Origin of the sequence: Chitinophaga pinensis DSM 2588 (genome assembly GCF_000024005.1) — a bacterium.
GTDB lineage: Bacteria > Bacteroidota > Bacteroidia > Chitinophagales > Chitinophagaceae > Chitinophaga > Chitinophaga pinensis.
In genome coordinates this window covers 8556662-8580742 of sequence record NC_013132.1, presented here as the reverse complement: position 1 = coordinate 8580742, position 24081 = coordinate 8556662, and the positions used below count along the sequence as shown (strand labels likewise).

The following is a 24081-nucleotide window of genomic DNA, read 5'->3' as shown; positions in this document are numbered from 1 at the left end:
TAGAAAGAAATTAGGAATTAGGAATTAAGAATTAGGAATTGCTGGTGGTTTAAGCCTCTTACCTTCACTTAATCTGACTATAAAAATGTTAGGATCATTTAGAACGAGTAATTCAATTACAGAACTAATTCTTAATTGTTAATTCCTAATTGAAAAGGAGCATATGCTCCTTTTTGCATAAATACAGACACATGAAAAAAGAAGATGTTCCCCAGGATGGCAACAATATGCATGAAGGCAGTTTCAAGCAGTTGTTCTACGCGACTGACAACGCAGGCCAGTACGTACCGGTAACCAGTGTAGGCTGGGAACCCGAAAACGTCGCTATGCAACAGGCGTGGGAAGAGATCAATGAACGTGTGCAACAGGCCCGTGCCCGTGTGCTGGCCGGCGAGATCAGTCCGGTAGCATACTACATGGAAAAAACCATCATGGACCTGCCTTTACTGGCCAGCTATGTGGGTAAGTTTCAATGGCAGGTAAAACGCCATATGAAACCAGCCGTATTTAACAAACTGAGTGAGGGTATGCTGCGGAAGTATGCAGCAGCATTTAAGATCACCCTACAGGAATTGCAAAATATAAAATAGGCAGTGCCGGCACCGCCGGACCAGCCAATATAAATTATTACCCAAATGGATGAGGTACTGGAAGTTATGAGTGATACGCAGTTTCATCACGCGCAGACAGCTCACTGTGAGAGTGGCGTCATTTCCAATATATTCCGTCACTACGGATTAGAGATCAGTGAACCGATGGCCTTCGGTATAGGCGCCGGTATCTTCTTTGGTCACCTGCCCTTTGTAAAGGTGAACGGTGTACCAGGTACTACCTATCGTGTGGTACCAGGTGCTATCTTCAAAAGAGTGAGCAAACGCCTGGGGGTGAAAATAGCATCACAGACCTTCTCTAATCCTCAGAAAGGAATGGAAGCACTTGATCGCGTACTGGAACAGGGCAGACCCGTAGGGCTGTTATCCAGCGTATACTACCTCCCATATTTTCCACCTGCTTATCGTTTCCATTTTAACGCGCATAACCTGGTCGCTTATGGAAAGGATGAAGATAACTATCTTATCAGCGATCCTATCATGGAGCAGGTGACAGAGATCGATCCAAAGAGTCTGGCCGAAGCCCGCTTCGCGAAAGGATTCCCGGCTCCTAAAGGAAAGATGTATTACCCTGTAGAAGTACCTAAAGAAATTTCTTTTGAACAGCCGATCCGTGATGGTATCAAACAGGCTTGCAGTGATATGCTGAATATTCCGCTGCCGATGTTTGGGGTGAAAGGGATGCGTTTCCTGGCGAAACGACTGAAGTATTATCCGGAGAAAGTAGGGGATAGAAAAGCCGTTTTATACCTGGGGAATATTATCCGTATGCAGGAGGAAATAGGCACCGGTGGTGCAGGTTTCCGGTTTATGTATGCCGCCTTCTTACAGGAAGCAGCCGGTATTCTCAGAAGAGAAGAACTATCTGAATTGTCAGCAGAGCTGACCCGTATCGGTGATACCTGGCGCACCTTTGCATTCAATGCAGGCAGGGTGTGCAAGAGCAGAAGCGCGAATAACGTATCATATGGCGAACTGAGTGAAATGCTGATGCAATGTGCTGCTGAAGAAGAAGTATTATTCCGGAAATTGTCGAAAGTGAAATTATAATGACCAGCATGCTGGTGCAGGATCTGCACAAAACATATAAAGGAGCGCTGGAACCATCTCTGAAAGGCCTTTCATTCAGCTTCCCCGAAGGAAGCATCGTCGGCTTGCTTGGACCCAACGGAGCGGGAAAGACGACTACGATATCCATCCTGTGCGGATTGGTAAAAGCAGATGCAGGTCAGGTAAAGATATTTGATCAACAGCAAAATACTGCCAACCGCGAAACGATCAAAAAACTGATAGGCGTCGTGCCACAGCAGATCGCATTATTTCCACACCTTACAGCGATTGAAAATCTGGTGTATTTCGGTAACCTGTACGGACTGAAAGGCAAGCCCCTGCGCAGCCTTATTGATCAGTACCTGCAGGCGTTCGGACTGGAAAAAGCGGCTCATAAACAGGTACATCATTATTCAGGAGGGATGAAACGCCGTACCAATATCATCGCGGCGATCTTACACCAGCCTCGTTTACTGATACTGGATGAACCGACTGCCGGTGTGGATGTACAATCGCGCACTATGATCCTGCAGTTCCTGCGTGAGTACAATCAGCAGGGCGTAAGTATTGTGTATACTTCACATCTGCTGGATGAAGCGCAGACGATCTGTAGTGAGGTGGTGATCATCGATGAAGGAAAAGCAGTGGTACAGGGCGGTACGGAAGAACTGATTGCAAGGCATGACGATTGCCGTAACCTGGAAGACGTGTTCCTGCATTATACAGGACATGCATTAAGAGACTAATAAGAACGGGATGTTACGATTACTGGCTACTATACGGAAAGAATGGTTGTTACTGTTACGCGACAGAACAGGGTTGACCCTGCTCTTTGCTATGCCGGTCGTATTGATCACGGTAATGGCATTGATTGAAGATGCACCTTTCCGTGATTACCAGGAACTGAAATTTGATATCCTGACAGTGGATAATGATGGCGGACGTCTTGGAAAATATATTAAAGAGGGACTAGGAGAGACGAAGCAATTCAACGTGATAGATTCTATACAGGGCGCACCGGTAACGGAGCAACAGGCCAGGGCATTGGTGAATGAAGGCAATTATCAGATCTGTATCATTATTCCCAAAGGCGCTACCGGCGCGATTGTCAGCAATGCCAATAAAATCGTGAATGATATTTCCCGCAGGATGGGGATGCCGGAGAATATATTGCCTGTCAGCAACAGGAAAGATTCGCTGCATGTAACCGTGTATTTTGATCCTGCCTCTAAAAAAGCTTTTAAAAGTGCCATCCATCAGGCATTGGATAATTTCCTGACGCAGATAGAAACAGATATGCTGCTGGAGAGAATTAAGAAACAGCTGAAGCGGAAGGAGGTAGCAGAAGAGAATGATTCTATGAACATACAGCTGAAGGCTGTCGGATTAAAAGAACAGCTGACAGGGCCTTCGCAGGAACTCGATGTGATATCCAACTCTGTGCAGCATAATGTGCCTGCCTGGAGCATTTTTGCAATGTTCTTTATCGTGATTCCGATAGCAGGTAATATGATCAGGGAAAGAGAAGATGGCAGTATGCTGCGGATGAAACTGATCCCTGGTTCCTATCTCGCGATTCTGGCAGGAAAGATGCTGTTCTTTGTAGGCGTTTGTGTGGTACAATTTTATCTGATGATGCAGGTAGGTATTTACCTCCTGCCATTACTGGGATTGCCACAGCTGACACTGGGACAGAGTTTTCTGGCCGCATTGGTGGTGGCTATCGGTATCGGACTGGCAGCTACTTCTTATGGTATACTGGTTGGTACGGTGTTTAAAACACCTAACCAGGCATTGAATTTCGGCGCTATTTCTATCGTGATCCTTTCTGCTATCGGTGGTATCTGGATTCCCTTGGAGATCATGCCGCCACATATGCAGCTGATAGGGCATTTATCACCGTTAAGCTGGGGATTGGATGCGATCAACGATATTTACCTGAGGAATGTGGGAGTGGGTTACATATGGGGCGATGTGAGTAAGTTGGTTGTGTTTGCAGCAGTACTGTTATGTATAGCAGCAACCATCGAGAAACGACGACTCAGCTAATGAAACGATGTGTGCGTAAGCCACACATTGACTATTGACGGTAAAACTGTATTTTTACGGCTACCCTGGCAAAAAAATTGCTCATGGAGGCCCGGGCTTCCTGAAAATAAGATGGAAGTATAAACCTGCAACAAACTATGGAAGAGTTAAAACAAAAATTGAAAGTTCAGATTATCGAGGCGTTGAACCTGCAGGATACCCGTCCTGAAGACATTGATGATAATGCGCCGCTGTTTGGCGATGGTCTGGGACTCGACAGCATTGATTCCCTGGAACTGATGGTATTACTGGAAAGATATTATCAGATTAAAGTTGAAGATCCACGTGAAGGAAGAAAGATTTTGCAGTCTGTACAATCCATGGCAGAATTCATCCAATCCAAACAACCTGCGTAAGCAGTACCCGGCATGGCGGAACGTGTGTTTATAACAGGAATAGGAATGATCACCGCCATAGGTGATGATGTTGCCGGCAATCTTCGTAGTCTGCGTGCGCAACAGAGCGGTCTGGATTACACCAGGCAGCTGACTACTATTTATAAAGACGTACTACCCGTAGCAGAGGTAAAGCATACCACGCCGGAACTCAGTGAAATGGCAGGCGTAGCCGGAAAAGAAGGCTATACCCGTACCGCGTTACTGGGACTGATTGCGATGCAGGAAGCTTTACGGAATGCAGGTATTACCCATGTACAGGATGAACTGACCGGTTTTATCAACGCATCTACCGTAGGTGGCATGTGTGATACCGAGAATGTTTATTTTGATATTGCTGATCCCGCCAAGACAGGAGATTTCATCAGATTTATCGATACCCTCGACTGTGCCGATTGTACCCAGCGTATTGCGGATACTGTGGGCATAGAAGGGCATATAGCCACGATCAGCACGGCCTGTTCATCTTCTGCGAATGCATTGATGTATGGCGCCAGACTGATCAAAGCTGGTATGGCGCGCCGCGTAATCTGCGGTGGTACGGAAGCGCTGACCCGTTTTACCCTCAATGGTTTCAATTCACTTAAAAATATTGATAAGCGCCCCTGTATGCCTTTTGATCAGGACCGTAACGGACTGAATCTGGGTGAAGGAGCCGCCTATCTTGTATTGGAAAGCGAGTCGCTGGTAAAAGAGCGCAACGCAACAATCCTGGCCGCATTAGATGGTTATGCCAACACCAATGAAGCCTTCCATCCTACCGCTCCTTCTCCCGAAGGGGATGGCGCCTATGCGGCTATGAAAAGTGCGATGGAAATGGGCGGATGTGTACCTGCGGATATTCAGTATGTAAATGTACACGGCACTGCTACCCTCAGTAATGATGTGGCAGAAGGCATGGCTTTACAACGTTTATTCGGAGAGCAGCCCCCTAAGTTCAGCAGTACGAAACCTTTTACCGGTCATACACTGGCCGCAGCCGGCGGTATAGAAGCCATCTATTCCGTACTGGCTATCCAGCATCAGTTAATATTTCCTAATCTCCATTTCAAAGATAAAATGGAGGAATTATACATCACACCGGAAACCAGTCTGCTGGAAGATTATCCGGTGCGTCATGTGTTATCCAACTCATTCGGTTTTGGTGGCAACAATGCCTCCCTGCTGATCAGTAAATATGAAGGGTAAGTGTTACATACAAGGAATGGCTGCAATTTCTCCCCAGCATACGTTTGATGGAGATCTGCTGTCGCAGCCGATGGCCGTGACCCAGGGGAATATGCTTTCCTGTGTGGAACCGGATTACCGTGCATTTATAGCTCCTAATAGTCTGCGTCGTATGACGCGTGTATTGAAAATGGGATTGACCGCTTCCCTGAAATGTTTACAGGAAAGCGGTGTCGCTGTCCCCGGTGCTATCGTGACCGGTACCGGTAAAGGAAGTTTGCAGGATACAGAGCGTTTCATCAAAGAAATACGCGACTTCGAAGAACGTGCATTGAATCCGACGCCTTTCATTCAGTCTACCTACAATGCAGTAAACGGATTGATCGCATTACAACAGAAATGCACACAGTACAACAATACATTTGTACATCGTGGCTTCTCTTTTGAACATGCGTTGCTGGACAGTATGCTGTTATTGTCTGAAGGTAAACCGGACGTACTGGCAGGCGCATTCGATGAAATCACAACGGAGCATTTTTTCATAAAAGGAAGAATAGGACATTGGAAGAAGGAAACGATTTCCAATGATACATTATACGGCCATGTTTCTCCCGGTACGATTTCCGGTGAAGGTGCAGCATTCTTCTTACTGGCCCCGGAGGCCAGGGAACAGAGTTATGCACAATTAGGCGGTTTGCAGATGTTATACAAACCATCTCCTGAAAAGCTGCATACAGCGTTGGGGCAATTCCTGAAGCAGCATGGATTACAGGCAGAGGATATAGATATAGTACTGAGTGGTGCAAACGCTGACAGCAATCACCTGCATTATTATGATGTATTGAACAGTTATGCTTTGCAGACGCAATTACCATTCAAACATCTCTGCGGAGATTATGAAACGGCAAGTGCTTTTGCATTATGGATGGGCGCTTCTATACTGAAGCGGCAACAGGTGCCGGTACAATGGTTTCCGATGTTAAAAGAACAACCACGGAGATTGAAGCATGTGCTTATTTACAATCATTTCTTTGGAGAGCAGCATAGCTTTATGTTGCTGCATAAAGTTAATTAGGAATTAGGAATTACGAATTAGGAATTCATTGGAGATTACAGTAGCTGCTATACAACAAGAGGCGTCCATATTAAGTGGGCGCCTCTTGTTGTATATAAAGTTTATTGATAAATAAATTCCTAATTCCTAATTCCTAATTATTCTAAACACCGGGTATCTCATATATCCTGGTTCTGCATACGGAGAATGTTCATATACATATCTCAATTGTGCTTCTCCGCTTTTAGCGAAAGTGCTGTCTGCCGCTCTTTTTTGTTTCATCTCTTCCTGTAATGCAGGATTGGATTGCAGATAGGCTGCTGCGATATCTTCAAACACATAAGGCGAATAGCCTTCTTTACGTGCCAGGATCGGATCGAAGAAGTTCCATGCAAAGAAAGAATCGCCACCAGTTGGTTCCAGTGTCTCCATCAGGTAACGGTTGGCTACCTGGTTCATCGGGATGTAATAATCTCCTTTGCGGAAGTGGATACTGTCCTGCGTAACAGTCAGCTTTACGCTGTTATGCAGGTAATGACCTTCATAAGGACGTTGTGCTGTTTTGTAGTCGGCGATATGATACGTTTCTACCAGGAGGGTGGTATCCTGTGAAAGACGTCGCATTAGTACGGCGTTATTTTTCAGGAGATCCACTACGTTCCACCAGCCTTGCGGGATGATATAGGCGGTTGGTTTCTGCACGAAGTTACCCGCTACTACGTTGTCATAGAACTTTACCTGTTTTTCAAAAGGCTTGCTACGATCGTAAAACAGGCGGGGTTCTCCGGAGATTTCGCTGGGTTTGTGTATGGCTGCATATCCTTTGAAGTTGATCATGCTGTAGTGTGTGGTATCCACATTCCACTCCAGGGGAAAACGTTCCTGTGTTTTTTCCTGCTCTTTTGTTTGTGCGCGCAGGGTTTTGATTTCTTCGCTGTGCTGGCTGACGAAGCTGATGAACGATTCCATCAGGGCGTAGGTAGCCTGTACCCTTTGCGGATAAGGTTTCAGCATATGTGTTTCGGGCACGAAACCGAAGGTGTGGAAAAGGGTGGTGTAGCCGCTGGAATAACGCGGACCATCCGCATACGTGATCCATCCGTTTTCCGGTGTCTCACCAAAGTGGTTGACGTAGGGAACCAGGTCATATCCTTTTTCTTTCATGAGCCGGTAGATGCCGGGTTCAAATTCCTTGTGCAGGAAATTGCCCATGGCGCCGCCCATTTTATTATGCTCTGTGGATAAGAGCGTCATAATATGCTGGTAGTCGGCTCCGTTGCTGACGTGGTTGTCAATAAAGACGTCCGGATCCGTCAGCTGATAGATCTGCTGGAAAGAGCGGGCGTTGCGGGAGTCGGCTTTTATAAAGTCGCGGTTCAGGTCATAGTTACGGGCATTCCCACGGGAGCCGAAAGCAGCGGGACCATTCTGGTCCACCCGGTAATCGGTGCTGCGGTTCAGGGCGCCGCCGATGTTATACACGGGGATAACCGCCAGCACGATGTTGTCCGGCAGTTTCTTTTTACCAAGCGCCAGGTCGCGCAGCAACATCATGGATGCGTCAATACCGTCTGGTTCGCCGGAGTGAATACCATTGTTAACCAGTATAATACGCTTGTTTTTCTGACGAAGGCTGGTAAAATTGAAATCTTTGGAAGGAGAGTAGATGACCAGGTGTAATGGCAGACCGGCATCTGTATTTCCCATTTCCTTCACCAGGATCTGTGGAAAACGTTTATCGAGCTGTTGATAGTAGGCGATACATTCTGCATAGGTGGCCGTTTCCTGTCCCCGTGTTTTTTCAAAACGGGTGGTCATGTGCTGTGCGGCAGCGGAGTAGCAGCAACAGATGATTACGGCGATATGGAAGAGTTTTTTCATCTAAATAAGATACGTATTGTGATTTTAGTTAATTAATAATATTCACGGAATGATTGACTGAGTTTCAACCAGTAAGTAAAGTTATTTTATAGTGATGAAGAAAGAAAGCGTAAAAAAACGGATTTTTTGGCTTGTAAAGCAAGGTTTTGATGTCGGTTTAATATTCATTATCCTACGTTAATCTTACGTTCCCGAACGTAGGATTAACGTAGGATAATGAATACTGGAACGGCATCAGTATGAAGATGAAAAAGGAAACTTCCGGAGTGTTTGGCGCAAATGCCCCTTATTGGATTGAAATTTAGGCCAGACACGAACTATACACGGAGTATATAGGGAGTATCTATGCCGGAGCCAGGTACTAAATTAGGGAAATGACAGGTAAAAAGGAGGAAGTTGTGGAAAGGTTTAGGTAATATGGTCAGAAATGGTCCGTTGTGATAGATAAAACATTGTTAATTATTGCTTTATGTAGTTATTGGTCCTATGGGTAAGTCGAGCTTTGGGAGCTGTGATGAATGCTTCCGGGAAATCTTGGCAAATGAATCGTGTTATCTGGATTTGCAAAAACAGATTTTATATATTTTTCGTGGAACCTTGTGGAACAAACGTGGAACGACCGCGAAACTATTGTTGTGCCTGTGTGGAACACTGATGGTATGGTTGTGGAACATTTTGTGAAACAACTGTGGAACCTTCGTGGAACAGTGATAATGATAAGGGGTGAGTATATTGATGTACAGCCGTCTATCAATTGATTGTCAGGGGAATACAGGTGCCAGGGGAGTAGCAGGGATGAAGATGAGATGGAGATAAGGTAGACCTGACGCAGATATCTTATTGATAATCATCAAGCCAGACATCTTCTAAATATCTGTCACTTAGTGTAATAATTAAAATACATATCAATGGATGGAGCGTGGGGATAGGAGTCGTCCGGGAATCATCTATTGAAGAATGATAGCGCAGAGATGCACCAGATACCGGCTTGATGCAGCTAACTGATTGAGAGTTAGAATGCCGGACAGCAACTGTATAACGCTGTGGGCATATACCAACAACGGGATAAGGTTCCTTTGCTGGCATACAGCTCACCACTGGCAGCAATCTCTTCAGATTGCTAAGGTATAGACAACAAAAAGCCCTTCCTGGTTGCAGGAAGAGCCTGTTGTATCAATTATTTTCGGACTAAAGCGCTTACGCGATAGTGTTTACTTTCTTAGAAAGTTTGCTCTTCAGGTTAGCCGCTTTGTTTTTGTGAATAACATTACGTTTAGCCAACTTGTCGATCATAGAGATCACGTCAGACAACTTCTCGTCAGCAGCCGCCTTTTCAGTCAATTTCTTCAGATCACGGATAGCGTTACGGGTAGTTTTACCGTAATAACGGTTACGCTCATTCCGTTTTTTGCTCTGACGTACGTCTTTTTTCGTTGCTTTATGGTTTGCCATTGTTTAAATTTCAAGTTTCGGACGGCAAAGGTAGGAATTACTTCTATAGAAAACAAATAAAAAGGAAGTTACCCTGAATATTTGATCATATCCCTTGCTGAGTGCCTGCAAATTTAATTAAAAGTCGTTAAAATCAGGTAAAAAGCGGTTAATATAAGAATTGCAGTTTAAGTGTTTCGGATTAAGCTTTAAACCTTCCCGATTTTTCCGTTTTTCTTTCACAAAAAAGCAACGATATTTGCAATCCCATATATTATATAAGGGGCATTCAACAGAATAGCAATTTGAATCGAAGCTTTAGCAAAACTCGTTGTAAATGAAGGACTTCTCATTTGTTACCAACTCACATCCTGCCTACATTGAATCTTTATACCAGGATTACCGTAAAGACCCTGGCGCAGTAGACCCGGAGTGGAGCAAGTTTTTTGAAGGATTTGACTTTGCGGTAAATAACGTTAATGGAAAAGCAGGAGCGCCGGGAGCGGCGGGCGCCGGTTTACCGGTTAGCAGTGATCAGTTAACAAAGGAACTCAATGTTTACAGACTGATACAGGCCTACCGTAAAAAGGGGCATCTGATCTCTAAGACGAATCCTATCCGTGAAAGGAAGGATAGGCAAGCCAACCTGGATATTTCTTTTTACGGCCTTGGTGAGGCAGATCTGAAAACAGAATTCTATGCCGGTCAGGTCCTGGGATTGGGTAAGACCTCCCTGGAAACTATCGTGAACCGTCTGAAGCAGGTATACGCTGCGTCAGTAGGACTGGAATTCACATACATCAACGACGCGAAGAAAGTCGAGTGGTTACAGAAAGAAATGGAAACCACTTTCCAGCAGCCGACTACCCTGGAAAGCAAAAAACGCATCCTGCTCAAATTGAACCAGGGTGTCATGTTCGAAAGATTCCTTCACACAAAATATATCGGTCAGAAACGTTTTGGTCTGGAAGGTGGTGAAAACACCATCCCTGCCCTGGACGCTATCATCAACACTGCTGCTGACGCCGGCGTACAGGAAGCAGTAATTGGTATGGCGCACCGTGGCCGTCTGAACGTACTGGCTAATATTCTCGGTAAAACGTATGAGCAGATCTTCAATGAGTTTGAAGGTCATGCCGTACCAGACCTGACCATGGGTAGCGGCGACGTGAAATACCACCTGGGTTTCCGTTCCATCGTTACAACACCATCTGGTAAAAAAGTCAACCTGCAGCTCCTGCCAAACCCTTCCCACCTGGAAGTGGTGGATCCGTTGGTAACAGGTTTTGCCCGCAGTAAAGCGGACGTTATCTATGGCAGCGATTACGATAAAATACTGCCTATCCTGATCCACGGTGATGCCGCGGTAGCAGGACAGGGTGTAATATATGAGCTCCTTCAGATGAGCAACCTGAAAGGTTACTACACCGGTGGTACCATGCACCTGGTGATCAATAACCAGATCGGTTTCACGACTGACTTTGACGATGCCCGTTCTTCCGACTATTGTACCAGTATTGCTTCAACCGTACAGGCGCCGGTATTCCATGTGAATGGCGACGATGCGGAAGCAGTGGTAAAAGTAGCTGAGATCTCTGCCCGTTACAGACAGGAATTCAACTCTGATATCTTCATCGACTTACTGTGCTACCGTAAACATGGCCATAACGAAGGCGACGAACCTAAGTTTACCCAGCCAAGCCTGTATGCACTGATCGATAAACATCCTAATCCGCGCGAAGTGTACACCCAGAAACTGCTCCAGGCAGGTGAAGTGGAAGTACAGGAACTGGCGAAGCAAATGGAAAAGAGCTTCTGGGCTGATCTCCAGGAGCGTCTGGATGAAGTAAGACAGAATCCGCTGCCTTACAACTATCAGAAACCGGAAGAATGGTGGGCTGCATTGCGCAAGTCTCAGCCGGAAGATTTTGAACAGTCTCCGGTAACGGCCATCAACGAAGAAGAAGTAAAACGCCTGTTCGGTAAACTGATGGAATGGCCAAAAGAATTTGTGCCATTACGTAAAGTGGAAAAACTGTTACAGGATAAAATAAAACTGTTCGAGACTGAAGGTAAGCTGGACTGGGCAACCGGTGAGCTGCTGGCGTATGCAAGTCTGCTGGCTGAAGGCAAAGACGTGCGTATGAGCGGTGAAGACGTGAAGAGAGGTACTTTCTCTCACCGTCACGCGATCCTGTTTGACGAGAACACCAACGCTACTTACAGCAGACTGGGTTCATTGCAGGATAAACAAGGTCAGTTCCGTATTTACAACTCCCTGCTGAGTGAATTTGCGGTACTTGGTTTTGAATATGGTTATGCAATGGCTAATCCGAACACGCTGGTACTGTGGGAAGCGCAATACGGCGACTTCGCCAACGGCGCCCAGACAGTGATCGACCAGTATGTAAGCAGTGCAGAACAGAAATGGACAACACAGAATGGTCTGGTCATGTTACTGCCACACGGTTACGAAGGTGGTGGACCTGACCACTCCAATGCCCGTCCGGAAAGATTCCTGCAGGCATGTGCCGAATACAATATGATCGTCACGAATATCACCACATCGGCTAACTTCTTCCATGCGCTGCGTCGTCAGCTGACATGGCAGTTCCGTAAACCGTTGGTTAACTTCGCACCGAAAGCCAATTTAAGGCATATCGGTTCTTATTCACCTATTTCAGCATTCACTGAGGGTGGATTTAAAGAAGTACTGGATGACGAATTTGTGGATGATCCGTCTAAAGTGAAGAAAGTATTGCTGTGTACAGGTAAGATGTATTTCGATCTGAGCGAAAAACAGCAGAAGGAAAACAGAAAAGATGTTGCCATCGTAAGACTCGAGCAACTGTATCCGCTGCCGGTTACACAACTGGAGGCGCTGAACCAGAAGTACAAAGCTGCTACATGGTTCTGGGTACAGGAAGAGCCGCTGAACATGGGTGCTGCATCTTATCTGCAGATGAACCTGAAACAGATCAACTATGGTGTGATCAGTCGTAATCCAAGTGCAGCTACTGCAACAGGTTTTGCGAAAGTTCACGCAAGAGAGCAGCTGGAGATCATCGAAACTGCATTTAACATTTAGACGAATTGAGAATCAAGTGAAGCGCGTTTTCACTTTTAAACATTGATTGCACACAGAAATTAGAAATATGGCTATCGAAATCAAAGTTCCTACGGTAGGAGAATCTATTAGCGAGGTAACAATTGCAAAGTGGTTGAAGAAAGACGGAGATTATGTACAGCAGGATGAGGTGATCTGTGAAATGGAATCTGAAAAAGCCACCTTTGAACTGAATGCAGAAAAAGCAGGGGTCCTGAAAATACTGGCTCCGGAAGGCGCTACTTTAAAAGTAGGCGATATTGCTTGTTCAATTGATACGGATGCTGCGGCTCCGGCAGGCGGATCAGCACCAGCTGCTGCACCTGCAGCGCCAGCTCCTGTAGCAGAAACACCGGCGCCGGCGGCAGAAGCTCCTGCAGCACCGGCGGTGAACAAAGGAACGATTGAGATGAAAGTGCCTACTGTGGGCGAATCCATCAGCGAAGTGACATTGATCAAGTGGCTGAAGAAAGACGGCGAGTTTGTAGAGCGTGATGAAGTGATCTGCGAACTGGAATCTGAAAAAGCTACTTTCGAACTGAACGCAGAAGAAGCTGGTGCATTACAGACTTTAGGTAAAGAAGGAGATGTATTAAAGGTAGGTGATCCTATCGCTAAAATAGATACCAGTGTAGGACGCCCTGCAGGTAAAGCACAACCGGCAGCGGCTGCTGCTCCGGCTGCGACACCACAGGCTGCCCCACAGGTACAACAGGCGCCTGTAACCGCTATCCCGAACGATGTGAAAGCAAGTCCGGTAGCAGCCGCAGTAATCGCCGACAAACACGTAGATCCGTCCTCTATCAAGGGTACCGGCGCTCATGGCAAAATCATGAAAGATGATGTTTTTGCTGCGCTGCAGAACCCGGGTGTGGCTATCGGTCAGGAAATGTTCACCCGCGCAGAACGTCGCGAGAAAATGAGCAACCTGCGTAAGACCGTTTCCCGCCGTCTGGTAGAAGCGAAAAACACCACGGCGATGCTGACTACCTTCAACGAGGTAGATATGACAGCAATCATGGAACTGCGTGCTAAATACAAAGAGATCTTCAAGAAACAACACGAGGTGAACCTGGGCTTCATGAGCTTCTTCACTAAAGCGGTTTGTTTCGCACTGAAGGAATTCCCTTCTGTGAATGCATATATCGATGGCGAAGAACTGGTATTCCACGACTACTGTGATGTATCCATCGCAGTATCTGCACCGAAAGGGCTGGTAGTACCGGTGATCCGTAACGCGGAAAGCCTGGATATGGCACAGATCGAGAAGAAAGTTGTAGAACTGGCTACAAAAGCCCGTGACAACAAACTCACCATGGATGAAATGACCGGTGGTACCTTCACCATCACCAACGGTGGTGTATTCGGTTCCCTGATGAGTACTCCGATCATCAATATCCCGCAGTCTGCTATCCTGGGTATGCACAAAATTCAGGAACGCCCGATGGCTGTTAACGGACAGGTAGTAATCCGTCCGATGATGTACCTGGCACTCAGCTATGACCACCGTATCATTGATGGTCGTGAGTCTGTAAGCTTCCTGGTACGTGTGAAAGAAATGCTGGAAAGCCCTGAGCAGTTACTGTTCGGTAAAGATCCACTGAAAGCATTACTGAAACTCTAATTAACGCTAAACGCGGAACGCATAATGCGAAACGCTTAACGCCTGATTGCCTTATTGCCAATCGCGTTAGGCGTTTCGCTTTTTGATACCTCCGCATCCTCCAAATATGACCCGCTGGGAAAATTATATCGCCTCCGCAGAAAAGATCATCGTGAGTTATGATGGGAGTCTGCCTTTACATCACTTCCTGAAAGGATTCTTTAAACAGCATCCTTACATGGGTAGTCGTGACCGCCGTCAGATCTCCCAACTGGTATACCAGTACTACCGTCTGGGCCAGTTGTGGCAGCAGGAAAAGAGTATGGCAGAGCGGATACTGCTGGGCACTTTCCTCTGCGAAAAAGAAAGCAGTGATCTCTTACAGTTTTTCCGTCCTGAGCTGAATGAAAAAGTCAGTCTGCCGGTTGCGGAAAAGCTGGCTTTTCTAGATATCACCGAAACAACCACCGTATTTCCATTCACGGCTGCATTATCAGCAGGTATTGACGGTGTCGCTTTCAATCAATCCTTTTTTATACAACCGGACCTGTTTATCAGAACACGGCATAACAGACAATCAGCCATCCTGCGTCAGCTGGAAAAGGCGGATATTCCTTATACCGTTATCGGCGAGGATACGATTGCGTTGCCTAACAGTACGAAAATAGATACAGTTATTACCGATAAAAGCTGGTATGAGATACAGGATGCCTCTTCACAGCAGGTAGGCGCTTTATTCACACCAAAAGCAGGAGAACTGTGGTGGGATAGTTGTGCAGCCAGTGGTGGGAAATCTATCCTTTTACTGGACAAACAACCAGGCGTAAAACTGCTGGTAAGCGATGTAAGAGCCAGTATCATCCAGAACCTGCATCAACGTTTTAAAGAAGCAGGCATCCGTCAGTATGAAAGTATTGTGATGGACCTGACGGCGCCGGTTACTTCATCCGCCATCAAAGACCGTCTTTTCGATCATATTATACTGGATGCACCTTGCTCCGGTTCAGGTACCTGGGGACGTACACCAGAAAATATGTCCTTCTTTACCGAAAAACAGATTACAGAATACCAGCAGCTGCAACAGAAGATAGCTGCGAATATTGTACACTTACTCAAACCGGGCGGTACGCTGATATATATCACCTGTTCTGTATTCAGGCAGGAGAATGAGGAAGTCGTTGCGTTCCTGGAAAAAGGAAGTGGTCTGAAACAGCAGGAAGGAGGCGTAATAGCCGGTTATGCACATCGGGCGGACTCAATGTTTGCCGTGAAACTGATAAAGCAATAAAACGCTTAAATTGCCCTATGAGAAGATCGTTATGTTTGTTGCTGGTACTGGCAGCATGTAAATCATCCACCACGTCTAAAGTAACTGTAGAAAAAAAGGACAGGGTCGCAGTGATTACTGCGCAACTCCTCAACGAAGATATTACCACTGTTTTCCGTCCGGAGCAACTGGAAGGAACTATCGAACACATTTCAGAGAAGACTTATACTGAAACCAAAGGAAGCGATTATACCTATAAGGATACTATCTCCCGTGAATACCTGTTCCGCGATGGCCGTCTGCATCAGATCGCCGTTGCTACCCGCAGGATGCGTCATGATACACTGACAATACGATATGATACGGCCGGCAGGATACTGGCCCTGATTTACTCTGATAATCACAGTACTTATAACACGGATAAATTCAGGTATGATGCGAATGGCAGGCGTATCGAAAAAGTGAATCGTTTCTACAGCATAGAAAGCAGCAGTAAATATAAATACAGTCCTAAGGGCGATTCCATCTGGATCACACGTCAGCCGGGAGACAGAAAAGAATTGATCACTATTGCTGAAAAAGGTGGTCCGCTGGAAGTATCCAGACTTATCATGCCTGTGGAAATGCCCTGGAGAACTGTGATCGAACAATACAATCCTGCCTGTCAGTTAATGGAAAGAGTGGAACTGCAATCTGATACCGTGAACTATAAACTGTCTTTACAGTACAATGAAAAAGGCAATAGTATTGTATGGAAACAGTTTCATAGAAAAGACAATATAGCGGACAAGGCAGACAGTGTCAATCTGAAAGCCAGCTTTAATACCGCGTATATCTATGATAGTAAAGGCAACTGGACCAGTAAGACGGAAGAGCAGTTAGGTAAAGGATGGAAGTCAGTGACGACAAGGAAGGTGGTGTATAATTAAGACTATTGTTTAATACAGGGTAATTGCTTTCTGAATAATCTTTTCTATAGTCTCTAATGGAAGATCTTCATTAGGATCCAGCAACATGATCTTCATACGTGCACGTGCTTCCTGTATGAGAAATGGTTCATCAAAATCCTTCCCTTTTACAATACCCAGATAAGGCACTTTGTACTTCTTATGTATCCAGAGATAGCAGAGCATTTTGCCTTTGAAGCAGAATACAGGCATGCCGTATTTCCAAGTGGCAGTAATGTCTTTATGCTGATCGAGGATGATGCTCCGCAATGCCAGCAGACAGCTCTTATCAGGTTCCTGCTGTTGTTGATAGAAGTCTTCTAATGCGTTCATGAGGATATTGTAGCGTGTTTAGACAAGTTCATTCTCACGTTTTTCAATCTCTTTGTTTACTTCTTCAATAAGTTGTTTTTCAGTCGGTAGGTATAGTTTATATTCACTGGCTATTATTGTTTTATTATTTTCAGGTAGTGATATTTTTACAACAGCATTGTTTTTTTCGGCACAGAGTAAGATACCAATAGTTGGATTTTCGAAATCTTTTTTTTCGAAACGATCGTAATAGTTAACATACATCTGTAGCTGACCTAAATCCTGGTGCGTAAGCTTACTCGATTTTATTTCCACAATGACAAAACATCGTAACAGGCGATTGTAAAAGACCAGATCAATAAAAAACTCATCTCCTTCAATGTGAAGTCTTTTTTGTCTGGCAACAAAGGCAAATCCATTACCAAGTTCTAATAGAAAATCCTGCAAATGGGTAATGATAGCTTGTTCCAAATCTTTTTCATAATAGGATGCTTCTCGATGTAGGCCCAGAAATTCCAGATACATTGGGTCCTTGATTATTTGTTTTGCATCAGATAAGTGTTCTTCATCTCTGGTTATGGACAAAATGTTTTCTTTGTCATTACTGAGTAATAAGTGTTCCCATAAATTACTATGAATTTGACGTTCTAGCTGGCGTACCGTCCAGTTATTTTTCATTGTTTCTACAATATAAAATTCTCTTTTATGTTGATTATCAATTCTGATCAAGATTTTGTATTGACTCCAGCTCAATTGCGAATACAGTGTATTCGCAATTGGAAACGTTCTATAAAATTGTCGGAACAGCTCGACTTGCCTCTTAGAAAAACCACTTCCATATTCAGGCTCTAATTGCTCAGCAATGAATGTAGTAAGATAATTACCATAATTAGCTCGATCTAATCCTGCCTGTTCTTCTTCGAAAATACGTCGGCCAATGTGCCAGTACATCAACGTACGTTCATGATCTACTGATCGGATAGCTTTTTCTTTAGCGTTGGAAATTATTGTTCTAATATCTGATAGTAAAGTCTGGTTGGTTAACATGTGATACTTTTTTGGGAACACAAAGCTATAGAAAATATGAAGTAAATGATTGAGACGATAAATTATTCTTATTATGCACTTTTATCATAAAGATTGAATACTTTTCTGTTCATGTGGATAACCATGAAAAAAAAAAAATACAGTTTTTGATGGGTTAACTAAATAAAAAAGTCTGACCAGATCTGGTCAGACTTTTTTATTTATAGCGGTTTAAAATATTACAGCGTCACAGCTCTCTGTATAATACCACCTGCAATCACATCATCGCCTTCATAGAAAACGGCAGACTGTCCGGGTGCAATTCCCTTCACATGTTCATAGAAGTTCACCTTCACCTTACCATCAACGTTATACAGGTTGCTTAACGCACCTTTATCTTTATAACGGATCTTCGTGATCGCTTCCATTCCTTCAGGAATATGATCGTATTTGATCATGTTCAGACCCGCAACAGTCATTTCATTTCTGTTCAGTTCATCTTCATTCCCCAATACAACGGTATTCGTTTCCGGGATGATTTCTGTAACAAACACCGGTCGACCTAATGCGATGTCCAGACCTTTACGCTGACCGATGGTATAGAAAGGATAACCTTTATGATGACCAACGATCGTACCGTCTCTGAGTACGAAGTTACCACCGTTCACCTGTTCTTCTAAACCATCTACTTTGCGTTTCAGGAATCCGCGGTAGTCATTGTCAGGCACAAAGCAGATCTCATAGCTCTCTGCTTTTTTCGCCAGTTCCGGATAACCGAAGTCGAAGGCCATCTGGCGGATCTCGGTTTTACGGTATTGTCCTAAAGGAAGTATTGTACGGGCCAGCACGTCCTGCTGTAAGCCCCATAATACGTAGCTCTGATCTTTCAGGTCATCAATACCTTTGCTGAGTATGTGGCGGCCATCCTGCTCTCTGATCTGAGCGTAGTGTCCTGTTGCAATAAAGGCACAGTCCATGGCGTCGGCACGCTTCATCAGCGCACGCCATTTAATATGGGTATTGCACAGAACGCAAGGATTTGGTGTGCGGCCTGCTATGTATTCGTCAACAAAGTTATTAATAACAAAATCCCCGAACTCGTCTCTGATATCGAGTACGAAGTGCGGAAAACCGTGGTGTACGGCGGCTGCACGGGCATCATTAAAGGAATCCAGGTTACAGCACCCGGTTTCTTTCTTGCTGGAGCCGGCAGATGCGTAGTCCCAGGTTTTCATGGTGATACCCACCACTTCATACCCTTGTTCATGCAGCATCAGGGCGGTAACGGTACTATCTATACCGCCGCTCATTGCTACCAGAACTTTACCATGTCTGCTCATTGTTAATAATATTAAGTGCGCAAAATTACAGAAATTAGTCGAGACACCTCCCTGAAGGGGATATTATGACACGAATCGGAAAGAGGAAATCTTCGGGAGTATTGAGTAATGGTTATGGACTATCAGGGATTCGTTTTATATTTAGTGATCAGAGTTCTGCGTTTATTAAAAAACCTAATATGTTACCTATTTTAAATAAGGCTCATGTATTGAAGCATCCTGAGTTGGGGGTGTCAGCGGGCTATTTCGACTATCCGGAGAGAATTTTACAGTTCGGGACCGGTGTTTTGCTGAGGGGCCTGGTGGATTACCTGGTGGATAAAGCCAATAAACAGGGTCTTTATCAGGGGCGGATCGTGGTCGTGAAGTCCACCGGAGGCGATACAACTGAGTTTAGCAAACAGGATAACCTGTTCACAACCAATATAAAAGGCGTCTCACAGGGAGAACTGGTGAATCAGGTACTGATCAATGCTTCTATTAGCCGGGTTCTGCAATCGAATGCAGATTGGGAATTTGTATTACAGGCTGTCCGGCAACCAGCCCTGCAGACAATCATATCGAATACAACAGAGGTAGGTATACAATACGTTGAGGAGAAAATAGACGGCGTACCGTCCTCATTCCCCGGAAAACTGCTGGCAGTACTCTGGGAGCGTTTCCAGTACTTTAAGGGCGCCTCTCACACCGGTTTTGTCATCGTACCGACAGAGCTGGTGGTGAATAATGGTCAGCTGCTAAAGGAAATCGTGCTGAAACTGGCGGCTTATAACCGTTTGCCGGCTACTTTCCTGCAATGGATAGAAGAGGATAACCATTTTTGTAGTTCCCTGGTGGACAGGATCGTTCCGGGTAAACCGAAGGAACTGGCAGTATTGGAAGAGAAGGCGGGTTATACAGATGGATTGTGGATAGATACGGAGCCTTACCTGTTATGGGCGATAGAAGGGGATGACAGGGTGAAAGACATCCTGGGCTTCCATCAGACGGACAGCAGGATGCTGATTGCCAGAGATATCACACCGTTCCGTGAACAGAAGCTGCGTATCCTGAACGGGAGTCATACGATATCTGTGCCGCTGGGATACCTGAGCGGATTGAACATCGTACTGGAATGTATGGAAGACGCTAATATGCGCGCCTTTTTCCGTACCGTTATACTGGAAGAGATCTTACCGACGATAAAGGATATTTGTCCGCAGGCGCCTGCATTCGCAGAAGACGTACTGGATCGTTTTGCTAATCCGAATATTGCACATAAACTGCTGAGCATTACTTTCCAGGAAAGTATGAAGATGAATGCCAGGAATGTGAAGACGATCGTGCGTTATTACGAAAAGTTCCAGGCATTGCCGGCCAGTATGTGTCTGGGGTTTGCGGCGATGCTGCTGTTCCTGCGTCCGGAAAAGCTGGATAACGGACAATACTCCGGACAGCGGGGAGAAGAATACTATACCATTACAGACGATAATATCGCCATCTTTGCGGAGTACTGGTCACAGGTAACCGGCAGAGGGGGAGACGCTATCGCGGAGATGGTACAGGCCATCAGTGCAGATCAGCGTTTGTGGGAAGCTGACCTGTCGCAGATACCAGGGTTTGCAGATACCGTCACTGCGCATCTGCAAGGCATGTTGCAGGAGGGGGTAAAGTCATATGCAGACAGCTACAGTAAAGTATTATAAGGAACCAGAACGTTTATGAAACAATTCTTAGATGCTGACTTTCTGTTGCAGACAGAAACAGCCAGACAGTTATTCCACGATTATGCCAAAGAGATGCCTGTCATCGACTATCATAATCACCTGCCACCTGATGAAATAGCCAGTAACCGTCAGTTTGAAAACCTGACTGCGATGTGGCTGAGAGGTGACCACTATAAATGGCGTGCTATGCGCGCAAACGGGGTTGCAGAAGAAGATATTACCGGTGCGGCGGATGATTATACCAAGTTTAAACGATGGGCGGAAACGGTGCCTTATACGATGCGTAATCCGCTGTATCACTGGACGCATATGGAGTTGCTGAACCCATTTGGCGTAAAGCAGTTATTGGATGGCAATAGCGCGGAACGGATCTATCGGCATTGTCAGGAACAGTTGCCGCAGTGGACTACCCAGGCGCTGTTGCAACATTTTAAAGTTGACACATTGTGTACCACAGATGATCCCTGTGATACATTAGAATACCATAAAATTATCAGTCAGTCTGGTTTTAAAGTACGCGTACTGCCTACTTTCAGACCGGATAAGGCGATCGGTGTGGAAGACGTAGCTGGTTTCAATGCATATGCAGATAAACTGGGTGCGGCAGCCGGTATAAATACAGATACTTATGCACAGTTTATTGCTGCTTTGCGTAACCGGCATGATTACTTTCATGCACACGGCGGTCGCCTGGCAGATCATGGACTGAGCACCTTTTATGCAGGAAATTTTACAGAAGAAAGTTTAAATGTCGCTTATGCAAAACTGCGCAAAGGACAGGCACTGACGCCGGAAGAAGCAGATGCCTTTAAAGCAGGCACTTTGCATTTTATCTGCGAATGGCACCATGAGCGCGGATGGGTACAGCAGTTCCATATCGGCGCTATCAGGAATAATAACAGCCGTTTATTAAGCCGGATAGGTGCAGATGCCGGTGTGGATTCTATCGGCGACTGGCAGGTAGCACAGGCGATGTCTGTGTTTTTTGACAGACTGGATAAGGTGGATAAACTGGCGAAGACGGTGGTGTATAATCTTAATCCTGCGTATAATGAAGTATTCGCAACGATGATCGGTAATTTCCAGGATGGCACTGTACCAGGTAAGATGCAGTTTGGTTCCGGCTGGTGGTTCCTCGATCAGAAAGATGGTATGGAAAAGCAGATCAATACGTTGAGTAATATGGGATTACTGAGCAGATTTGTAGGGATGCTGACGGATTCAAGAAGTTTTCTTTCCTATTCCCGGCATGAATATTTTCGCCGTATTTTGTGTAACCTCATCGGTAATGATGTCGAGAACGGAGAGCTGCCGGCAGATATTAAGTGGCTGGGCAAAATGGTGCAGGATATCAGTTATAACAATGCCAGATCGTATTTCGGATTTTAGACCCTACAAAGCATGAAGCCAGTTAAAGTTATTTCGTTTGGAGAGATATTATTGCGCCTGTCACCGGAGTGGAACAATCACAGCGCAGCCCTGTATGTAGGTGGTGCAGAAGCCAATGTGGCCGCAGCACTCGCACGTTGGGGCACGCCGGTATCTTATATCAGTAAAGCGCCTGACAATGGTATTGCCACGCAGGTGCTTGAACAGCTGGAATCGCTTGGAGTAGCGACAGACCGTATGCTGAAAGGAGGTGACCGTATTGGTATTTATTACCTGGAACAGGGCACTGATCTGAAGAATGCGGGAGTGGTATATGATAGAAAATATTCTTCTTTCAGTCAGCTGGAACCCGGCACAGTAGATTGGGATAGTCTGCTGGGAGACGCTGAATGGTTTCACTGGAGTGCGTTGACGCCTGCATTGAATGAAAATACCGCAGCAATTTGTAAAGAAGTCCTGGAAGCAGCATCGAGAAAAGGACTGAAGATATCCACAGATCTGAACTATCGTAGTAAGCTGTGGCAATACGGAAAACAACCATTCGCAGTAATGCCGGAACTGGTGCAGTACTGCGATGTGGTGATGGGAAATATCTGGGCCGCACATCAGATGCTGGATACCGCCTTAAATACGGTAGCGCTGGAAACGGCAACGAAAGAAACTTACCTGGCAGAAGCCGCATCTGTAGCGAAAGAAATTACCGAGAAGTTCCCGCGTTGTAAACAGGTAGCATTTACGTTCAGGTTTTCCAATGCATTTACACATAATCTGTATTATGCCACCTGGTATGAGGGGGGCGAACTGAAAGTATCAAAGCAGTATGAAACCAATGAAGTGGTGGATCGTGTGGGGAGTGGGGATAGTTTCATGGCAGGACTGATACACGGACAGGTGAGCGGTATGGATGCGCAGCAGACGATTTCATTTGCAGCAGCAGCGGCGTGGTCCAAATTATTCCTGAAAGGAGATTTTAATTTAACTGATAAAGCAGACATCTTAAAACTGATATAGACATGGCAGTACCAGCAGCAGAGATCATTGCAGCATTTGAGCGTAGTAAAGCAATCCCGGTATTTTATCATGATGATGCCGCCGTATGTATACAGGTATTACAGGCCTGCTACGATGCGGGTATCCGTGTGTTTGAGTTTACCAATCGTGGTGAAAATGCGAAGCGTAATTTTACCGCGATGCGCGAACATAAAATACTGACCATGCCTGATATGTACCTGGGTATTGGTACGATCAAAGTAGCGGAAGATGTAAAGGCGTTTGCGCGTCAGGGAGCGGATTTTATTGTAAGTCCGATCATTGATGCCGGTGTGGCGGAAAGTTGCCGGGAAGAGGATATTGTGTGGATACCCGGTTGTATGACACCTTCAGAAATTGCTATTGCAGAGAAATATGAAGCACCGTTAACCAAACTGTTCCCCGGAAACGTATTAGGACCTGGTTTTGTGAAAGCGATCAAGCCTTTGTTTCCGAAGATGAAGTTTATGCCGACTGGTGGGGTAGAACCTACTAAAGAGAGTATCAAATCCTGGCTGGATGCAGGCGTGGTATGTGTGGGGATGGGCTCCAACCTGCTGAATAAAGAGCTGATCGATAAGAAGGACTGGGCGGCGCTGAAAGTACAGTTAACAGCGCTGGTGAAACTGATCCGGGAAGTAGCCTGATAACAGCATTTACAGCAGGCATTTACATTATT

20 protein-coding genes are annotated in these 24081 nt (G+C 45.5%); 15 read left to right on the top strand and 5 right to left on the bottom strand.

The window, feature by feature from the left end; translation table 11 throughout:
* Positions 1–191: 191 nt before the first annotated feature.
* The 7 genes from CPIN_RS33925 (at position 192) to CPIN_RS33895 (ending at position 6386) form a co-directional block, all read left to right on the top strand.
* Positions 192–590: a flexirubin biosynthesis protein DarG gene (locus CPIN_RS33925; protein ID WP_012794413.1), complete on the top strand. Its 399-nt coding sequence runs from the start codon at positions 192–194 to the stop codon at positions 588–590.
* A gap of 45 nt (positions 591–635) precedes the next feature.
* Complete coding sequence (locus tag CPIN_RS33920; protein ID WP_012794412.1) at positions 636–1661, top strand: BtrH-related acyltransferase DarH; 1026 nt, start codon at positions 636–638, stop codon at positions 1659–1661.
* Entirely contained in the window at positions 1661–2407 is a 747-nt protein-coding gene (locus CPIN_RS33915) for an ABC transporter ATP-binding protein (protein ID WP_187294723.1), read from the top strand. The genes CPIN_RS33920 and CPIN_RS33915 overlap by 1 nt, the downstream gene beginning before the upstream one ends.
* 10 nt (positions 2408–2417) lie before the next feature.
* Positions 2418–3710: an ABC transporter permease gene (locus CPIN_RS33910; protein WP_012794410.1), complete on the top strand. Its 1293-nt coding sequence runs from the start codon at positions 2418–2420 to the stop codon at positions 3708–3710.
* Positions 3711–3847: 137 nt separating this feature from the next.
* Positions 3848–4105, top strand: a complete 258-nt coding sequence (locus CPIN_RS33905) for an ApeE family acyl carrier protein (protein ID WP_012794409.1) — start codon at positions 3848–3850, stop codon at positions 4103–4105.
* 12 nt (positions 4106–4117) lie between these two features.
* Entirely contained in the window at positions 4118–5332 is a 1215-nt protein-coding gene (locus CPIN_RS33900; RefSeq protein ID WP_012794408.1) for a beta-ketoacyl-[acyl-carrier-protein] synthase family protein, read from the top strand.
* Positions 5333–5348: 16 nt separating this feature from the next.
* Positions 5349–6386, top strand: coding sequence for a beta-ketoacyl synthase chain length factor (locus CPIN_RS33895; protein ID WP_187294722.1), 1038 nt, complete (start codon positions 5349–5351; stop codon positions 6384–6386).
* Between the two features lie 126 nt (positions 6387–6512).
* On the opposite strand, the gene CPIN_RS33890 is transcribed toward CPIN_RS33895, so the two are convergent.
* Both CPIN_RS33890 and rpsT read right to left on the bottom strand, forming a co-directional pair.
* Complete coding sequence (locus CPIN_RS33890; protein ID WP_012794406.1) at positions 6513–8246, bottom strand: M14 family metallopeptidase; 1734 nt, start codon at positions 8244–8246, stop codon at positions 6513–6515.
* Positions 8247–9443: 1197 nt separating this feature from the next.
* Positions 9444–9698: a 30S ribosomal protein S20 gene (gene rpsT / locus CPIN_RS33885; protein WP_012794405.1), complete on the bottom strand. Its 255-nt coding sequence runs from the start codon at positions 9696–9698 to the stop codon at positions 9444–9446.
* A gap of 316 nt (positions 9699–10014) precedes the next feature.
* Here rpsT and CPIN_RS33880 point away from each other — a divergent pair, with 316 nt between their 5' ends.
* From CPIN_RS33880 to CPIN_RS33865, 4 genes are all read left to right on the top strand, one after another.
* Positions 10015–12765: a 2-oxoglutarate dehydrogenase E1 component gene (locus CPIN_RS33880; RefSeq protein WP_012794404.1), complete on the top strand. Its 2751-nt coding sequence runs from the start codon at positions 10015–10017 to the stop codon at positions 12763–12765.
* Positions 12766–12832: 67 nt separating this feature from the next.
* Entirely contained in the window at positions 12833–14407 is a 1575-nt protein-coding gene (gene odhB, locus CPIN_RS33875; RefSeq protein WP_012794403.1) for a 2-oxoglutarate dehydrogenase complex dihydrolipoyllysine-residue succinyltransferase, read from the top strand.
* A 106-nt stretch (positions 14408–14513) separates the two neighbouring features.
* Positions 14514–15674: an RsmB/NOP family class I SAM-dependent RNA methyltransferase gene (locus CPIN_RS33870; RefSeq protein ID WP_012794402.1), complete on the top strand. Its 1161-nt coding sequence runs from the start codon at positions 14514–14516 to the stop codon at positions 15672–15674.
* A gap of 17 nt (positions 15675–15691) precedes the next feature.
* Positions 15692–16582, top strand: a complete 891-nt coding sequence (locus CPIN_RS33865) for a hypothetical protein (protein ID WP_012794401.1) — start codon at positions 15692–15694, stop codon at positions 16580–16582.
* A 9-nt stretch (positions 16583–16591) separates the two neighbouring features.
* Here CPIN_RS33865 and CPIN_RS33860 read toward each other — a convergent pair whose 3' ends face one another.
* From CPIN_RS33860 to mnmA, 3 genes are all read right to left on the bottom strand, one after another.
* Complete coding sequence (locus CPIN_RS33860; protein WP_012794400.1) at positions 16592–16933, bottom strand: DUF1801 domain-containing protein; 342 nt, start codon at positions 16931–16933, stop codon at positions 16592–16594.
* A gap of 18 nt (positions 16934–16951) precedes the next feature.
* Positions 16952–17959, bottom strand: coding sequence for a PDDEXK nuclease domain-containing protein (locus tag CPIN_RS33855; protein WP_012794399.1), 1008 nt, complete (start codon positions 17957–17959; stop codon positions 16952–16954).
* A gap of 218 nt (positions 17960–18177) precedes the next feature.
* Entirely contained in the window at positions 18178–19278 is a 1101-nt protein-coding gene (gene mnmA, locus CPIN_RS33850) for a tRNA 2-thiouridine(34) synthase MnmA (protein WP_012794398.1), read from the bottom strand.
* A 179-nt stretch (positions 19279–19457) separates the two neighbouring features.
* On the opposite strand from mnmA, the gene CPIN_RS33845 reads away from it, so the two are divergent.
* Genes CPIN_RS33845 through CPIN_RS33830 form a run of 4 tightly spaced genes read left to right on the top strand, consistent with a single transcriptional unit; the run spans position 19458 to position 24049 of the window.
* Positions 19458–20963, top strand: a complete 1506-nt coding sequence (locus tag CPIN_RS33845) for a tagaturonate reductase (protein WP_012794397.1) — start codon at positions 19458–19460, stop codon at positions 20961–20963.
* 15 nt (positions 20964–20978) lie between these two features.
* Positions 20979–22373, top strand: coding sequence for a glucuronate isomerase (gene uxaC, locus CPIN_RS33840; RefSeq protein WP_012794396.1), 1395 nt, complete (start codon positions 20979–20981; stop codon positions 22371–22373).
* A 12-nt stretch (positions 22374–22385) separates the two neighbouring features.
* Positions 22386–23384 carry a sugar kinase gene (locus CPIN_RS33835; protein WP_012794395.1) on the top strand — a complete coding sequence of 333 codons (999 nt, stop codon included), beginning with the start codon at positions 22386–22388 and terminating at the stop codon, positions 23382–23384.
* A gap of 2 nt (positions 23385–23386) precedes the next feature.
* Entirely contained in the window at positions 23387–24049 is a 663-nt protein-coding gene (locus CPIN_RS33830; RefSeq protein ID WP_012794394.1) for a beta/alpha barrel domain-containing protein, read from the top strand.
* Positions 24050–24081 lie beyond the last annotated feature (32 nt).

What these genes read in the sequence shown, in the direction of transcription:
- CPIN_RS33925 (WP_012794413.1), top strand. Translation starts at nt 192, where the DNA reads ATGAAAAAAGAAGATGTTCCCCAGGATGGCAACAATATGCATGAAGGC.
- CPIN_RS33920 (WP_012794412.1), top strand. Translation starts at nt 636, where the DNA reads ATGGATGAGGTACTGGAAGTTATGAGTGATACGCAGTTTCATCACGCG.
- CPIN_RS33915 (WP_187294723.1), top strand. Translation starts at nt 1,661, where the DNA reads ATGACCAGCATGCTGGTGCAGGATCTGCACAAAACATATAAAGGAGCG.
- CPIN_RS33910 (WP_012794410.1), top strand. Translation starts at nt 2,418, where the DNA reads ATGTTACGATTACTGGCTACTATACGGAAAGAATGGTTGTTACTGTTA.
- CPIN_RS33905 (WP_012794409.1), top strand. Translation starts at nt 3,848, where the DNA reads ATGGAAGAGTTAAAACAAAAATTGAAAGTTCAGATTATCGAGGCGTTG.
- CPIN_RS33900 (WP_012794408.1), top strand. Translation starts at nt 4,118, where the DNA reads ATGGCGGAACGTGTGTTTATAACAGGAATAGGAATGATCACCGCCATA.
- CPIN_RS33895 (WP_187294722.1), top strand. Translation starts at nt 5,349, where the DNA reads ATGGCTGCAATTTCTCCCCAGCATACGTTTGATGGAGATCTGCTGTCG.
- CPIN_RS33890 (WP_012794406.1), bottom strand. Translation starts at nt 8,246, where the DNA reads ATGAAAAAACTCTTCCATATCGCCGTAATCATCTGTTGCTGCTACTCC.
- rpsT (WP_012794405.1), bottom strand. Translation starts at nt 9,698, where the DNA reads ATGGCAAACCATAAAGCAACGAAAAAAGACGTACGTCAGAGCAAAAAA.
- CPIN_RS33880 (WP_012794404.1), top strand. Translation starts at nt 10,015, where the DNA reads ATGAAGGACTTCTCATTTGTTACCAACTCACATCCTGCCTACATTGAA.
- odhB (WP_012794403.1), top strand. Translation starts at nt 12,833, where the DNA reads ATGGCTATCGAAATCAAAGTTCCTACGGTAGGAGAATCTATTAGCGAG.
- CPIN_RS33870 (WP_012794402.1), top strand. Translation starts at nt 14,514, where the DNA reads ATGACCCGCTGGGAAAATTATATCGCCTCCGCAGAAAAGATCATCGTG.
- CPIN_RS33865 (WP_012794401.1), top strand. Translation starts at nt 15,692, where the DNA reads ATGAGAAGATCGTTATGTTTGTTGCTGGTACTGGCAGCATGTAAATCA.
- CPIN_RS33860 (WP_012794400.1), bottom strand. Translation starts at nt 16,933, where the DNA reads ATGAACGCATTAGAAGACTTCTATCAACAACAGCAGGAACCTGATAAG.
- CPIN_RS33855 (WP_012794399.1), bottom strand. Translation starts at nt 17,959, where the DNA reads ATGTTAACCAACCAGACTTTACTATCAGATATTAGAACAATAATTTCC.
- mnmA (WP_012794398.1), bottom strand. Translation starts at nt 19,278, where the DNA reads ATGAGCAGACATGGTAAAGTTCTGGTAGCAATGAGCGGCGGTATAGAT.
- CPIN_RS33845 (WP_012794397.1), top strand. Translation starts at nt 19,458, where the DNA reads ATGTTACCTATTTTAAATAAGGCTCATGTATTGAAGCATCCTGAGTTG.
- uxaC (WP_012794396.1), top strand. Translation starts at nt 20,979, where the DNA reads ATGAAACAATTCTTAGATGCTGACTTTCTGTTGCAGACAGAAACAGCC.
- CPIN_RS33835 (WP_012794395.1), top strand. Translation starts at nt 22,386, where the DNA reads ATGAAGCCAGTTAAAGTTATTTCGTTTGGAGAGATATTATTGCGCCTG.
- CPIN_RS33830 (WP_012794394.1), top strand. Translation starts at nt 23,387, where the DNA reads ATGGCAGTACCAGCAGCAGAGATCATTGCAGCATTTGAGCGTAGTAAA.